This is a genomic window from Type-A symbiont of Plautia stali (genome assembly GCF_059731155.1).
Genome location: NZ_AP035891.1, coordinates 1,885,431 through 1,899,005, shown reverse-complemented (window position 1 = coordinate 1,899,005; position 13,575 = coordinate 1,885,431). Strand labels below are relative to the sequence as shown.

Here is a 13,575-nt window from a genome sequence, read left to right as displayed (position 1 = left end):
CGAGGTTAACGATGGCCAGAACCCGTGGTCGCGGGCGTTGCGACCTTAAGTCGGAAATCAACATTGTTCCGCTGCTGGACGTGCTGGTGGTGTTGCTGCTCATCTTTATGGCAACCGCGCCGATTATTACGCAGAGCGTGGAAGTGGACCTGCCGGATGCGACTGACTCGAAAACCGTTTCCAGCGACGATAATCCGCCGGTGATCGTGGAAGTGGCCGGGGTAGGGCAGTACAGCCTGGTGGTGGATCACGATCGTGTGACGCAGCTGCCGCCGGAGCAGGTGGTAAGCGAAGCGCAGCGCCGTATTGAAGCCAATCCGAAGACGGTCTTCCTGATTAGTGGGGCGAAAGATGTGCCTTACGACGAAATCATCAAGGCGCTGAACCTGTTGCATCAGGCTGGCGTGAAATCCGTCGGTTTGATGACGCAGCCGATTTAACGCGAACCGTTTTTGGGAACCGAGAGTGTCGAAGGCAACCGAGCAGAACGAGAAGTTAAAACGCGCGATAATCATTTCGGTGATTCTGCACATCGTGCTGATCGCCCTGCTGATTTGGAGCTCGTTTAACGAACATATCGAAGCCAGCGGCGGCGGTGGCGGCAGTGATATCGACGCGGTGATGGTCGATCCTGGCGCGGTGGTTGAGCAGTATAACCGTCAGCAGAATCAGCAGAGTGACAGTCAGCGCGCCGAGCAGCAGCGCCAGAAGCAGGCGGAAGAGTTGCAGCAGAAGCAGGCCGCTGAACAGCAGCGGCTGAAAGAGCTGGAAAAAGAGCGTCTGCAGGTGCAGCAGGAAGCCAAAGAGCAGGCGAAGCAGCAGGCAGAGCAGCAGAAGGCGGCCGAAGCAGCAGCGAAGCAGGCGCAGGAGCAGCAGAAAGCAGCAGAAGCGGCCGCAGCGAAAGCCAAAGCCGATGCCAAAGCGCAGGCGGATGCTCAGGCGAAGGCCGCTGCCGACGCGAAGAAGAAAGCGGAAGAGCAGGCCAAAGCCGCCGCAGCCGAAGCGGCGAAAGAGAAAGCCGCGCAGCAGGCGAAAGCCAAAGCGGAGGCAGAAGCCAAAGCCCAGGCCGCGGCAGATGCGAAAGCCAAAGCCGCACAGGAAGCCAAAGAGAAAGCTGAGGCAGCAGCCAAAGCCAAAGCGGATGCGGCGGCGAAAGCTAAAGCCGCCGCCGATGCGAAGAAGAAAGCAGTTGCCGAAGCGGCGAAGAACGAGAGCGATGTGGATGATCTGTTAGGCGGTCTCTCTTCCGGTAAGAATGTACCGAAAAGTGGCGCCGCGTCCGGTGGTGGCTCGGCGGCAGGTCAGGGCAATCAGAAGAAGGCGGGTGCCTCAGGTGCTGAAGTGAATGCGTATCTGGGTCAGATCACCAGTGCGATTCAGAGCCGCTTCTACGATGCCGATCTGTATCGCGGCAAAAGCTGCGATCTGCGGATTAAACTGGCACCGGATGGTTTGCTGATTGATGTGAAAGCTGAGGGCGGCGATCCGGCGCTATGCCAGGCGGCGATTACCGCAGCGAAGCAGGCACGCATTCCGAAGCCGCCTTCGCAGGCCGTATATGAAGTGTTTAAGAACGCACCGATGCGTTTCAAACCAGAATAATGCAGTAACGTACGGCAGGTTGAACTAAGGTTAGCTTGCCGTACTCTATGAGTACTCGTGTTTTTTCAGGAACTGTGCGAATTATCATGAACTCAGGTTCAGATAAGGGAGATAAGATGAAGCAGGCACTTCGTGTAACCTTAGGTTTTTTTGTACTGCTGTGGGCAGCGATGCTGCACGCGGAAGTACGCATTGAAATTACGCAGGGCGTGAATACCGCACGCCCAATTGGTGTGGTGCCGTTCCAGTGGGCCGGTCCGGGCGCTGCACCCGAAGATATTGGTGGCATCGTCGCAGCAGACTTACGTAACAGCGGTAAGTTCAACCCGCTGGATCGCTCTCGTCTGCCACAGCAGCCGACCAGCGCACAGGAAGTCCAGCCTGCCGCGTGGAGCGCACTGGGTATTGATGCCGTGGTCGTCGGGCAGGTTACGCCGAACGCCGATGGCAGCTACCAGGTGGCTTATCAGCTGGTGGATACCGGTGGCGCACCGGGTACCGTGCTGGCGCAGAACTCCTACAAAGTCACCAAACAGTGGCTGCGCTATGCAGCGCATACCGCCAGCGATGAAGTGTTTGAGAAGCTGACCGGTATTAAAGGCGCGTTCCGTACCCGTATCGCCTATGTGGTGCAGACCAACGGCGGTCAGTTCCCGTACGAGCTGCGCGTGTCTGACTACGATGGTTACAACCAGTTTGTGGTACACCGTTCGCCACAGCCGCTGATGTCACCGGCCTGGTCGCCAGACGGCAGCAAAGTGGCTTACGTGACCTTCGAAAGCGGTAAATCGGCGCTGGTGGTGCAGACGCTGGCCAACGGCGCTATCCGTCAGGTGGCTTCTTATCCGCGTCACAACGGTGCGCCGGCCTTCTCGCCGGACGGCTCTAAGCTGGCCTTCGCCCTGTCAAAAACCGGTAGCCTGAACCTGTACGTGATAGATCTGGCCTCCGGTCAGACGCGTCAGGTGACCGATGGCCGCTACAACAGCACCGAACCTACCTGGTTCCCGGACAGCCAGACGCTGGCTTACACTTCGGATCAGGCCGGTGCGCCACAGATTTACAAAGTTAACGTTAACGGCGGAACGCCACAGCGCATTACCTGGGAAGGGGCTCAGAACCAGGATGCGGATGTGTCATCTGACGGTAAAACGATGGTGATGATCAGCAGCGCCGGTGGCGCGCAGCACGTCGCCAAACAGGATCTGGAAACGGGAGCCGTTCAGACCATAACGGACACGTTCCTGGATGAGACGCCAAGTCTGGCTCCTAACGGCACGATGGTAATCTATAGCTCTACTCAGGGGATGGGTTCCGTGTTGCAGTTGGTTTCAACCGATGGGCGTTTCAAAGCGCGTCTTCCGGCAACTGATGGACAGGGCAAATTCCCTGCCTGGTCGCCGTATCTGTGATGCATCGCTCCCTCGCCTGTCGGGGGAGTAAAATGTATGGCAAACAAAATAATAGGATAAAGAAATGCAACTGAACAAAGTGCTGAAGGGTTTGATGCTGGCTCTGCCGGTTATCGCGGTAGCTGCATGTAGCTCTCACAAAAACAACAACAACGATCAGACCGGTATGGGTGCTGACGGTGCATACGGCGCTGGCGCTGGCCAGAACGGCAACATGTCTTCTGACGAGCAGGCGCGTCTGCAGATGCAGCAGCTGCAGCAGAACAACATCGTTTACTTCGGTCTGGACAAGTATGACGTGCAGTCTGAATACGCTCAGATGCTGGATCAGCACGCCGCTTTCCTGCGCAGTAACCCATCTTACAAAGTGACCATCGAAGGTCACGCGGATGAGCGCGGCACCCCAGAGTACAACATCGCCCTAGGCGAGCGTCGTGCTAACGCCGTTAAAATGTACCTGCAGGGTAAAGGCGTGTCTGCTCACCAGATGTCTATCGTATCTTACGGTAAAGAGAAACCTGCTGTACTGGGCCACGACGAAGCGGCTTACGCTAAAAACCGTCGTGCCGTACTGGTTTACTAAGAGAATCACATGATTAGTAACTTCAGACTTCATCTGTTGAGTCTGTCGTTACTGGTTGGCGTAGCGGCCCCCTGGGCCGCTAATGCCCAAGCGTCAATCAGTAGCGTTGGCTCAGGCTCGGTCGAAGACCGTGTCACCACTCTTGAACGTATCTCCAATGCCCAGGCTCAGCTTCTGCAGCAGTTGCAGCAGCAGATGAGTGATAACCAAAGCGATATCGATTCGCTGCGCGGGCAGATCCAGCAGAACAGTTATCAGCTTAATCAGGTGATTGAGCGGCAGAAGCAGCTTTATCAGCAGATCGACAGTCTGAGCAGCAGTAATGGTGCGCAGGCCAGCGGTGGTGCGGATGCAGTAGCCGGTGCCGCAGCGGGAAACGCTGATGCGGGGAGCAGCAATACGGCTGCCGCTGCACCCGCACAAACCGGCGATGCCAACACCGATTACAATGCTGCCGTCGCGCTGATTCTTGAGAAGAAACAGTACGACCAATCGATTACTGCGCTGCAGGCGTGGGTGAAGAAGTATCCGGACTCCACCTATCAGCCGAATGCCAATTACTGGCTGGGTCAATTGTTTTACAACAAAGGCAAAAAGGACGATGCGGCCTACTATTTTGCCACTGTAGTTAAAAACTACCCGAAATCGCCAAAAGCGGCGGAAGCGCTGTTTAAGGTTGGGGTGATCATGCAGGAGAAGAACGACACAGCGAAAGCGAAAGCGGTCTACCAGCAGGTGATCAAACAGTTCCCTAACTCTGAGTCTGCTAAGCAGGCACAAAAACGGCTCGCTGCGATGTAATTGCTACAGTTAAGACCGGATTTCGTCTGATTTCTGGTCTTGCCGCATGAAAGGTAAGCAGTTGAGACATTTAGCGGAAAATAAGGGTTGCGCCCTCCCGCTAAATCAGTAATATATGCCGCCGTTGCTGGGACATATCTTAACAAGTATCGGCAGCACTGAAGATGGGTCGTTAGCTCAGTTGGTAGAGCAGTTGACTTTTAATCAATTGGTCGCAGGTTCGAATCCTGCACGACCCACCAGTTATGTACAAAGGCGCCCTAAAGGCGCCTTTTTGCTTTTTTACGTTTTTATGGTGTTAGATGGGTTGCTTTGAGGTTGTGCACCGGCCAGATAAGGCGGGGCGGATCGCAAAGGAACCTCACATCCCTGTGGATCGGCCTCGCGAGTATTCGCCTCATCCCTGAGGCTCACCCGCAAGCGGGCAACACTGCGTGTTGTTCAAAAATGCTCCCGGCATTTTTGTCCATGGCTCGGATGCTTCGCTCCTTCCGCTCCCGCCTTAACTGGCCCTCAAGCCTTGTCATTGCTTTAGATAATCGCACCTATGCTCAAAGAAGACGGAACAGACCCGTCCTTTCGGCTGGCTGCAAGGTTTCGAGCTGATCTACTTTTTTACCTTATCCGGCGTCAGGCTCTTCCAGATATGCAGCACCGCGTAACTGCGCCACGGGCGCCACACCTGCGACATCTGCTCTGCGACCTTTGCGCTCACGCCGCCGAGATTATTGCGGATCGCAATGTCCTCTTTCGGGAAGGCATCCGGCCAGCGCAGGGCGCGCATGGCGATATAACTCGCCGTCCACGGCCCAACACCCTTCAGCGTCAGCAACTGCTGCTGTACCACGTCCGGATTAACCGCGCCATTGAAGCGCAGCGCTCCTGAGGCGCAGGCCTCGGCCTGTGCCTGGATCGCCTGCGCGCGGGCGATCACAATGCCGAGGCTGGCGATATCATCCAGGGTGGCAGTAGCCAGTGATTCGGCCTCTGGCGGTAAGCAGGAGAGCGCAGGCCACGGCGTGGTGAGGGGCGCGCCAAAACGTTCCGCCACGCGACTGCTCAGCGTCGTCGCGGCTTTCACCGTCACCTGCTGGCCGAGGATGGCGCGGACCGCCAGTTCGAAGCCGTCAAAAGGCACTAGGAACGCGTAAGCCGGGATAGCGTGCCAGACACTCGCAGCTAATAGCGGATCCTGGCTGAGCTGCTCGCTGATGCGCTGTGGCTGGGCATCCAGATCAAACAGATCGCGCAAGCGGCGCAGCAGGGCAGGCAGCACCGGCGTCAGTGTGGTGGTAAATTGCACCTTCAGGGCCTGCTTTTCCGGCAAATGGCTTATGCGCACCCAGCCACGACACTGACCAAGCGCCACAGTAAGATGATAAACGCCCTCGCTGACCCACTCGACTTGCTTCATCACGCGCTGTTGCAGAAAATCGAGGATGGCGTCCCAGTCATTAGGAGGCCGGTAGCTGAGGCGCAGTTCGGCGCTCTCCTGCTCACCATTCAGGGCTTTCGTCTGAATCTGCTTACGCAGACGCGATGGCGTCATGCGACAGCGAGCCTGGAACACGTCGTTAAAACGGCGCAGACTACGAAAACCGCAGGCATAGGCAATTTCGGTCACCGGCAATGCGGTTTCAGTCAGTAGTTGCTTCGCCAGTAGCATACGCCGGGTTTGCCGCAGTTCAAGCGGCGACACGCCCAGCTCCTGCTGAATCACCCGTCTTAGCTGGCGTTCACTCAGGTCAAACTCGCTGGCGATCTCAGCCAGTGTATCCTGTTCTTCCAGTAAGCCTTCTTCGATACGACGAATCAGCCGGTCGGCGATGCGATGATGGCTATCGACCGGCGCCGAACCGGGTGCCAGCTCGGGACGGCAGCGCAGACAGGGGCGAAAGTGCGCCTTTTCAGCTGCTTCGGCACTGGTGAAAAACAGGCAGTTCTTCTGCATCGGCGCTTTCACGGGACAGATCGGACGGCAGTAAATACCGGTGGAGGTCACGCCGACAAAAAATACCCCGTCGAAACGGCTGTCGCGCGCCGTCAGCGCCTGATAGGCAATTTCAGGATCAAACATCATCGTCTCCGGCAAATAAACACCATCGTCGCGCAGGTGCAGATGGAAAACTGGCTGCTTTCGGACAGCTAACCAGTTTAAGCTCATGGCCGAAAACAGCCAGTTTCGCCGCGCAAAAGTGCGATAATCATCCGTATAGCCCATGCCGGAGGTGCACCATGTATCACGCTAAAATCATTACCACGCCCGTCGGAGAACTGACGCTCATCGCCACGGATCGCGGTCTGTCAGCCATTTTATGGGAAAACGAAGGCGCGCAGCGCGTGCCGCTGAAACCGATCGCGCGCAACGATCAGCATCCGATTCTCTGTGAGGCCGAGCGTCAGCTGCGCCAGTACTTTGCCGGCGAGCGTCAGCAGTTTGACATGCCGTACGACACAGTCGGCACTGCGTTTCAGAAAAAGGTCTGGCAGGCGCTGCTCACCATTCCGTTTGGTGAAACCCGCAGCTATCTGCAAATCGCGGAGCAGATCGGCAACCCGAAAGCGGTACGTGCCGTTGGGGCTGCCAACGGTAAAAATCCGTTGTCGATCATGGCACCCTGTCATCGCGTTATCGGCAGCAACGGTAAGCTCACCGGCTTTGCTGGCGGCCTGGTGGTAAAAGCGTTTCTGCTCGAACTGGAAAGCCCACAACAGGCGCAGGCCGGCGCGCAGCTGGTACTTCCCGCATAAAAATCACACGACAGGCTCGGTGTAATCCGCTATTGTGTTTAGCATATAAAACACGATGGCGGATTTAATGCCGCATCATCGTCCTGATGGGCAATTTTGTTAAATCGATAAAACGAGAGCCGTGTCATGAGTGCAATGTTTGATGCTGAAAGCGCCATTTATCCCTTCCCGCCGAAACCGGCGCGCCTCAGCCCGCAGGAAAAAGCCGGTTACATCGAAGAAATTAAACGCCTGCTCAAAGCACGCGATGCGGTGATGGTGGCGCATTACTACACCGATCCGGAAATCCAGGCGCTGGCCGAAGAGACCGGCGGCTGCGTGGCGGATTCCCTCGAGATGGCGCGCTTTGGCAGCCAGCATCCGGCGCAAACGCTGCTGGTGGCCGGCGTCCGTTTCATGGGCGAAACCGCCAAAATCCTTAGCCCGGAAAAAACCGTGCTGATGCCCACGCTGCAGGCGGAGTGCTCGCTTGACCTCGGTTGCCCGATTGACGAATTTAACCGCTTCTGCGATGCGCATCCGGATCGGACCGTGGTGGTGTATGCCAACACGTCGGCGGCGGTAAAAGCACGCGCCGATTGGGTGGTGACTTCCAGCATTGCGGTTGAGCTGATTGAACACCTCGACAGTCGCGGTGAGAAAATCATCTGGGCACCCGACCGCCATCTGGGCCGCTACGTTACGCAGCAAACCGGCGCTGATGTGCTGTGCTGGCAGGGCGCCTGCATCGTGCATGATGAGTTCAAAACCCAGGCGCTGCAGCGCATGAAAGCGCTCTATCCTGACGCGGCGGTGCTGGTGCACCCGGAGTCACCGCAGGCGATTGTCGAACTGGCCGATGCGGTAGGTTCCACCAGCCAGCTGATTCAGGCCGTCAAAACGCTGCCGCATCCGCAGATGATTGTGGCGACCGATCGCGGCATCTTTTACAAAATGCAGCAGGCGGTACCGGATAAAGAGTTACTGGAAGCGCCCACCGCGGGCGAAGGGGCGACCTGCCGCAGCTGCGCACACTGCCCGTGGATGGCGATGAATGGCCTGCAGGCCATCGCTGAAGGGCTGGCACACGGCGGCGCGCAGCATGAAATTCACGTCGATGCGGCACTGCGCAAGGCAGCGTTGCTGCCGCTCAACCGCATGCTAGACTTTGCAGCACAACTCAATTACGCTGAAAAGGAACGCCTGAGCCTGAGGCGGTTTTCATACAGGTGCAGATGATGGACTTCTTTAGCACACACAATATTCTGGTTCACATTCCGATTGGCATCGGCGGCTACGATCTGTCATGGATTGAGGCGATCGGTACGCTGGCCGGCCTGCTGTGTATCTGGCTCGCCAGTCAGGAAAAAATTATCAACTACCTGTTTGGTCTGATTAACGTCACGCTGTTTGCGGTGATTTTCTTTCAGATTCAGCTGTATGCCAGCCTGCTGCTGCAGCTGTTCTTCTTTGTCGCCAACGTGTACGGCTGGTACGCGTGGAGCCGGCAGACCAGCAGCCATGAAGCGGCGCTGAAAATCCGCTGGCTGCCGCTGCCGAAAGCCATCGGCTGGGGTGCCGCCTGCGTGATCGCCATTGCGCTGATGACGCGCTATATCGACCCGGTATTTGCTTTCCTCACGCGCACCGCGGTGGGTCTGATGCAGTCGCTCGGCCTTAATGTGGTGATGCCGCAGCTGCAGCCGGATGCCTTCCCGTTCTGGGATTCCTGCATGATGGTGCTATCGATTGTGGCGATGATCCTGATGACGCGCAAATACGTCGAGAACTGGCTGCTGTGGGTGGTGATCAACGTTATCAGCGTCATGATCTTTGCGCGTCAGGGCGTGTATGCCATGGTACTGGAGTACGCCATTCTGACGCTGATCGCGCTAAACGGCACGCGCCTGTGGATGCAGAGTGCACGGGAACAGGGTTCGCGCGCCCTGTCCCTAGTGGTGGTGCGTGGCCTTCCAGTGACGCGTGCTCGTGCTGGTTGCTGCTCCCTAGGCATAACTCGCAGTCCGGGCCGACGCAGGGCTGATACTCCATCTGCACCGTAGCATGGGCAATCTGATAATGCTGGTGCAGATACTGATGAATACGTCGCAGCAGGCCGTCGTGATCGTACGGCGGAATCATCTGCACGTGCAGCGTCAGCACCGGCTTTTCGCCCACCTGCCACACATGCACATGATGCACATTGCGCACTTCATCAATGTGACGCGTCAGCGCCCGCGCCAGCTTATCCACGTCGATATGCGTCGGTGCGCCTTCCAGCAGCTCGTGCAGGCTTTCGCGCAGCAGCGCCCAGCCGCTGCGCACCACCAGCAGCGACAGAATCGGATCGATCGGCGTCCAGCCGGTCAGCATGATGATCACCGCCGCCACGATTGCGCCCACCGAACCGAGCAGATCGCCCAGCACGTGCAGCGCGGCGGCACGTACGTTGAGATTCTTCTCTTCGCTGCCGCGGTGTAGCAGCCAGAACGACAGCAGATTCGCCAGCAGGCCGGCAATGGCGATGCCCAGCATCAGGCCGCCTTCAATCGGCTCGGGCTGGTAAAAACGGCGCAGCGCTTCACAGACGATCAGGACTGTAATCACCAGCAGCGCGATCGCGTTCACAAACGCTGCCAGCGTGTCGGCGGCGATGGTCAGCTGAGCGTTGTCACTGTTGAACATCACCGCGCGCTGGTTGTCGCGATTGCGGTAGATGCACATCGGGCTGGTGAACCAGCTATCGCTGGTCAGCACCCCGGCGGGCAGATCGCGCTGACGGGTGCTCAACACCATATCCACGTCGCCGCGCTGCAGCGCCGCCAGCTGTGCGGCAAAGTCAGGATAACCGTGCAGGCTGAATGTGCTGCCGCTCAGCTGGCTGAGGGCGCTGAGATAGTCGGCATCAATGCCCCAGATGCGATCGCCGATGCGCATCGCCCAGGGCGCGCTGTTTTGCGCCGGCACCGCCACGCGCAGCACTGGTCCCGGCCACGGCTCGGCGTGCGGCGCGGGCATCATGGCGGGCAGCATCACGCTGCTGGCGGGCTGCAATCCGGCGCGCGCCAGCAGACTGAAAAACAGAGCAAACAGCAGCAGCCAGCGTTTCACTGCTGAGCTTTCCACAGTTCTGCCAGCTCGACCACCGACTGCACGCCGGTCTTCTCCAGGATATTTTTCTTGTGTGTGCTGACGGTTTTATTGCTGATGTGCAGCTGTTCGCCAATCTGGATATTCGACAGCCCGCGCACCAGCAGCGCTACAATCTGCTGCTCTTTCTCCGTGAGCGGTAGCGCAATGCGCTCCGGCAGCGGCGGAAACGCCTGCTGGCCGCCCAGCACCGCCAGAATGGCGCTCAGCAGCTGCGCCATGCTTTGACTCTTCACCACATAGCCGGCAGCCCCGAGCGAGGCGGCGCTGAGCAGCGTGTGGCGGTTCTGCTGGGCCGAGTAAATCAGCACCGGACACTGCTGATGGCGCGCGCGCAGACGGCGCAAAAGCTCCAGACCATCGCTATCCGGCAGGCCGATATCCAGCACAATCAGGTCAATGTGATGCTGTTGCAGCAGCTGGCGCGCCTGGGCTTCATCACCGGCGGCGTAGAGCTGTAATGGAATGGGGGCGTTGAGGCAGGCAGCTTCCAGCGCGACTTCAACTAAGGGGGGATCATCGATAAGCAGCAGTGCAGCCATGAAACAGTTCCTGTGAATTTCATAGCGTTAGCATAGCGGAAATAGGGCAGGGGAAAAACAACAGGGCGAGCCGAAGCTCGCCCTACATCACGCTCCGCGTGGATTACTGTGTGGTGCCGTCAGTTTTGTGTTTGACGTGACCACAGCCTTCCTTAGTTTCAACTTTCTTGTTCATATCCGGGCAGCGACCATCTTTACACATGGTATTTTTGTGTTCCTGGCTGGCCGACATATTACCGGAGCTGGTATCAGAAGTCGCAGCGCCGTTGGTGTTCATGCTGCCATTATTAATGTTGCTATTATCGACATTATTTGGCGGCAGATTCTCTTTCGCGCCGCCCGCGGCTGCGCCGGCTTCTGCTGACGCATTCGCCTGGCCGTTGTTGTTATCCGCAGCCAGTGCTGCACCGCTGCCTAAAGTCATCGCTGCCGTCAGAAAAATCAATGCAAACTTATTCATCATTATGCTCCTGTAATAAATGGATAGTTGCCGCGTGACACCCGCTGGTGCTGTTTGACGAAAAAAGCGTGCCGCGACGGAATTTAATTCCGTCATGAGTGTTCGGCATGAATATAAATAGCGAAAGCACTTCATTCCTCAGTGCTTACGTTTAAAAAACTTAGTTCAGAAACGAATAAATGCAAATCTGAGCGAGCCATTTGTGCACAGGACATAATTTACACCTGGTGCCTGAAGGGATACATTGGACGGGTTGCGCCCGGCGTACGCAGGGCCAGAAATTTGAATGGAATAAGTATGGATTACCAGAACGACGATTTACGCATCAGAGAGATCAAAGAGTTACTGCCCCCTGTTGCGCTGCTGGAAAAATTCCCCGCCACCGATAACGCTGCTCAAACCGTTGCCCAGGCCCGCCAGGCCGGCCATTCACCGCATTCTGCACGGTGAAGATGACCGCCTGCTGGTGGGGATTGGGCCATGCTCCATCCACGATACGTAGGCGGCAAAAGAGTATGCCGCTCGCCTGCTGACGTTGCGTGAGGAGCTGAAGGGTGAGCTGGAAGTGGTCATGCGTGTGTACTTTGAAAAACCGCGTACCACGGTGGGCTGGAAAGGGCTGATCAACGATCCTTACATGGACGGTAGCTTCCAGATTAACGACGGCCTGCGCCTAGCGCGTAAGCTGCTGGTGGATATCAACGACACCGGACTGCCGGCTGCCGGTGAGTTCCTCGACATGATCACCCCGCAATACATGGCGGATTTGATGAGCTGGGGCGCCATTGGTGCGCGTACCACCGAATCGCAGGTGCAACGCGAGCTCTCCTCCGGACTCTCCTGTCAGGTCGGCTTCAAAAACGGCACCGACGGCACCATCAAAGTGGCGATCGATGCAATCGGCGCTGCCAGCGCGCCGCACTGTTTCCTGTCAGTCACCAAATATGGTCATTCGGCGATTGTCGAAACCAGCGGTAATTAAGATTGCCACATCATTCTGCGCGGCGGCAAAGAGCCAAACTACAGTAACACGTTGCGGTGGTGAAAACCGGGCTGGAAAAAGCGGGCCTGCGTCCGCAGGTGATGATCGACTTCAGTCACGCCAACAGCAGCAAGCAGTTCCAGCGTCAGATGGTGGTGGCCGCAGACGTGGCGCAGCAGATTGCCGGCGGCGAGCAGGCGATTACCGGCGTGATGATTGAGAGTCACCTGGTGGAAGGCAACCAGAGCCTCGACAGCGGCAAACCGCTGGTGTTCGGCCAGAGCGTTACTGACGCCTGTATAGGCTGGGACGACACGGAAAAAGCACTGCGTCAGCTGGCGCAGGAGATCAAAACCCGTCGCGGCTAACGGCAGCGCACGGCATAAAAAAAGGCCAGACTCGCGTCTGGCCTTTTGCGTTTCAGCGTGAACTTACTTCGCTTTACCCTGATTAGCAACGGCGGCGGCTTTTGCCGCGATCTCGTCGGCATCACCCAGATAGTAATGTTTGATTGGCTTGAAGTTCTCGTCGAACTCATACACCAGCGGTACGCCGGTTGGGATGTTCAGTTCGAGGATCTCATCTTCGCTCATGTTATCGAGGTATTTCACCAGCGCGCGCAGTGAGTTACCGTGCGCGGCAACGATCACTTTCTCACCGCTCTTGATGCGCGGCAGAATGCTCTCGTTCCAGAATGGGATAACACGATCGATGGTCAGTGCCAGGCTTTCGGTGGTCGGCAGCTGCGCGTCGGTCAGTGATTTGTAGCGCGGGTCGTGGCCCGGGAAACGCTCGTCGTTACGATCCAGCTCTGGCGGCGTAACGGCAAAGCCACGGCGCCACTGTTTCACCTGATCGTCGCCGTATTTGGCGGCGGTTTCCGCTTTGTCCAGACCCTGCAGCGCACCGTAGTGACGCTCGTTCAGACGCCAGGTTTTCTCGACCGGCAGCCAGGCCTGATCCAGCTCATCCAGCACGTTCCACAGAGTGTGGATGGCACGCTTCAGCACTGAGGTGTAGGCAAAATCAAACACGAAACCTTCTTTTTTCAGCAGCTGACCGGCTGCTTTGGCTTCGGTGCGACCCTTGTCGGACAGATCCACGTCGTACCATCCGGTGAAGCGGTTTTCCTGATTCCACTGGCTTTCGCCGTGGCGCACCAGAACCAGCTTAGTTACGGCCATAGCTTTTTACTCCTTAATGCTTAATGTTTCGATGATGATAGAAACCGGCTGCGGCCGCTGATTTCAGCGGCACACTGATAGCGCCATACCATAGCGGAAACAGCGCACGGCGTAAGCCTGTCGGCACCA

10 protein-coding genes, 1 tRNA gene and 4 pseudogenes are annotated in these 13,575 nt (G+C 57.4%); 10 read left to right on the top strand and 5 right to left on the bottom strand.

The features are described from left to right. Window positions 1-11: 11 nt before the first annotated feature. The 6 genes from tolR (at window position 12) to AC6I8M_RS10090 (ending at window position 4,640) form a co-directional block, all read left to right on the top strand. Window positions 12-440, top strand: coding sequence for a colicin uptake protein TolR (gene tolR / locus AC6I8M_RS10115; protein WP_010616002.1), 429 nt, complete (start codon window positions 12-14; stop codon window positions 438-440). A gap of 25 nt (window positions 441-465) precedes the next feature. Continuing rightward, window positions 466-1,602, top strand: coding sequence for a cell envelope integrity protein TolA (tolA, locus tag AC6I8M_RS10110; protein WP_010616003.1), 1,137 nt, complete (start codon window positions 466-468; stop codon window positions 1,600-1,602). 116 nt (window positions 1,603-1,718) lie between these two features. Then, window positions 1,719-3,014 (top strand): Tol-Pal system beta propeller repeat protein TolB, encoded by a 1,296-nt coding sequence (gene tolB, locus AC6I8M_RS10105; RefSeq protein WP_010616004.1) that lies wholly within the window; start codon window positions 1,719-1,721, stop codon window positions 3,012-3,014. Window positions 3,015-3,078: 64 nt separating this feature from the next. Further along, the gene (gene pal / locus AC6I8M_RS10100) at window positions 3,079-3,597 is read left to right on the top strand and encodes a peptidoglycan-associated lipoprotein Pal (RefSeq protein WP_010616005.1); all 519 of its coding nucleotides are present in this window, start codon (window positions 3,079-3,081) and stop codon (window positions 3,595-3,597) included. A gap of 9 nt (window positions 3,598-3,606) precedes the next feature. After that, entirely contained in the window at window positions 3,607-4,398 is a 792-nt protein-coding gene (cpoB, locus tag AC6I8M_RS10095; RefSeq protein WP_022547463.1) for a cell division protein CpoB, read from the top strand. A gap of 166 nt (window positions 4,399-4,564) precedes the next feature. After that, window positions 4,565-4,640 (top strand) — tRNA-Lys (locus tag AC6I8M_RS10090). Window positions 4,641-5,005: 365 nt separating this feature from the next. On the opposite strand, the pseudogene AC6I8M_RS10085 reads toward AC6I8M_RS10090, so the two are convergent. Then, a pseudogene (locus AC6I8M_RS10085) lies at window positions 5,006-6,475 on the bottom strand (AlkA N-terminal domain-containing protein). Between the two features lie 158 nt (window positions 6,476-6,633). Here AC6I8M_RS10085 and AC6I8M_RS10080 point away from each other — a divergent pair. From AC6I8M_RS10080 to pnuC, 3 genes and pseudogenes are all read left to right on the top strand, one after another. Beyond that, the gene (locus AC6I8M_RS10080; protein WP_058948682.1) at window positions 6,634-7,149 is read left to right on the top strand and encodes a methylated-DNA--[protein]-cysteine S-methyltransferase; all 516 of its coding nucleotides are present in this window, start codon (window positions 6,634-6,636) and stop codon (window positions 7,147-7,149) included. Between the two features lie 126 nt (window positions 7,150-7,275). Beyond that, a complete protein-coding gene (gene nadA / locus AC6I8M_RS10075; RefSeq protein ID WP_022547466.1) occupies window positions 7,276-8,367 on the top strand; it encodes a quinolinate synthase NadA in 1,092 nt (363 codons plus the stop codon). Continuing rightward, window positions 8,367-9,080, top strand: a pseudogene (gene pnuC, locus AC6I8M_RS10070) (nicotinamide riboside transporter PnuC); the annotation flags it as partial. The gene nadA and the pseudogene pnuC, both read left to right, overlap by 1 nt. A gap of 13 nt (window positions 9,081-9,093) precedes the next feature. On the opposite strand, the pseudogene AC6I8M_RS10065 reads toward pnuC, so the two are convergent. The 3 genes and pseudogenes from AC6I8M_RS10065 to AC6I8M_RS10055 all read right to left on the bottom strand — a co-directional run. Next, a pseudogene (locus AC6I8M_RS10065) lies at window positions 9,094-9,771 on the bottom strand (cation diffusion facilitator family transporter); the annotation flags it as partial. Window positions 9,772-10,235: 464 nt separating this feature from the next. Next, entirely contained in the window at window positions 10,236-10,820 is a 585-nt protein-coding gene (locus tag AC6I8M_RS10060; protein WP_010616011.1) for a response regulator transcription factor, read from the bottom strand. Between the two features lie 103 nt (window positions 10,821-10,923). Continuing rightward, window positions 10,924-11,280: a YbgS-like family protein gene (locus AC6I8M_RS10055; RefSeq protein ID WP_010616012.1), complete on the bottom strand. Its 357-nt coding sequence runs from the start codon at window positions 11,278-11,280 to the stop codon at window positions 10,924-10,926. 297 nt (window positions 11,281-11,577) lie between these two features. On the opposite strand from AC6I8M_RS10055, the pseudogene aroG reads away from it, so the two are divergent. Next, a pseudogene (gene aroG / locus AC6I8M_RS10050) lies at window positions 11,578-12,630 on the top strand (3-deoxy-7-phosphoheptulonate synthase AroG). Window positions 12,631-12,693: 63 nt separating this feature from the next. On the opposite strand, the gene gpmA reads toward aroG, so the two are convergent. Continuing rightward, window positions 12,694-13,446, bottom strand: a complete 753-nt coding sequence (gene gpmA, locus AC6I8M_RS10045) for a 2,3-diphosphoglycerate-dependent phosphoglycerate mutase (RefSeq protein ID WP_010616013.1) — start codon at window positions 13,444-13,446, stop codon at window positions 12,694-12,696. Between the last annotated feature and the right edge of the window lie 129 nt (window positions 13,447-13,575).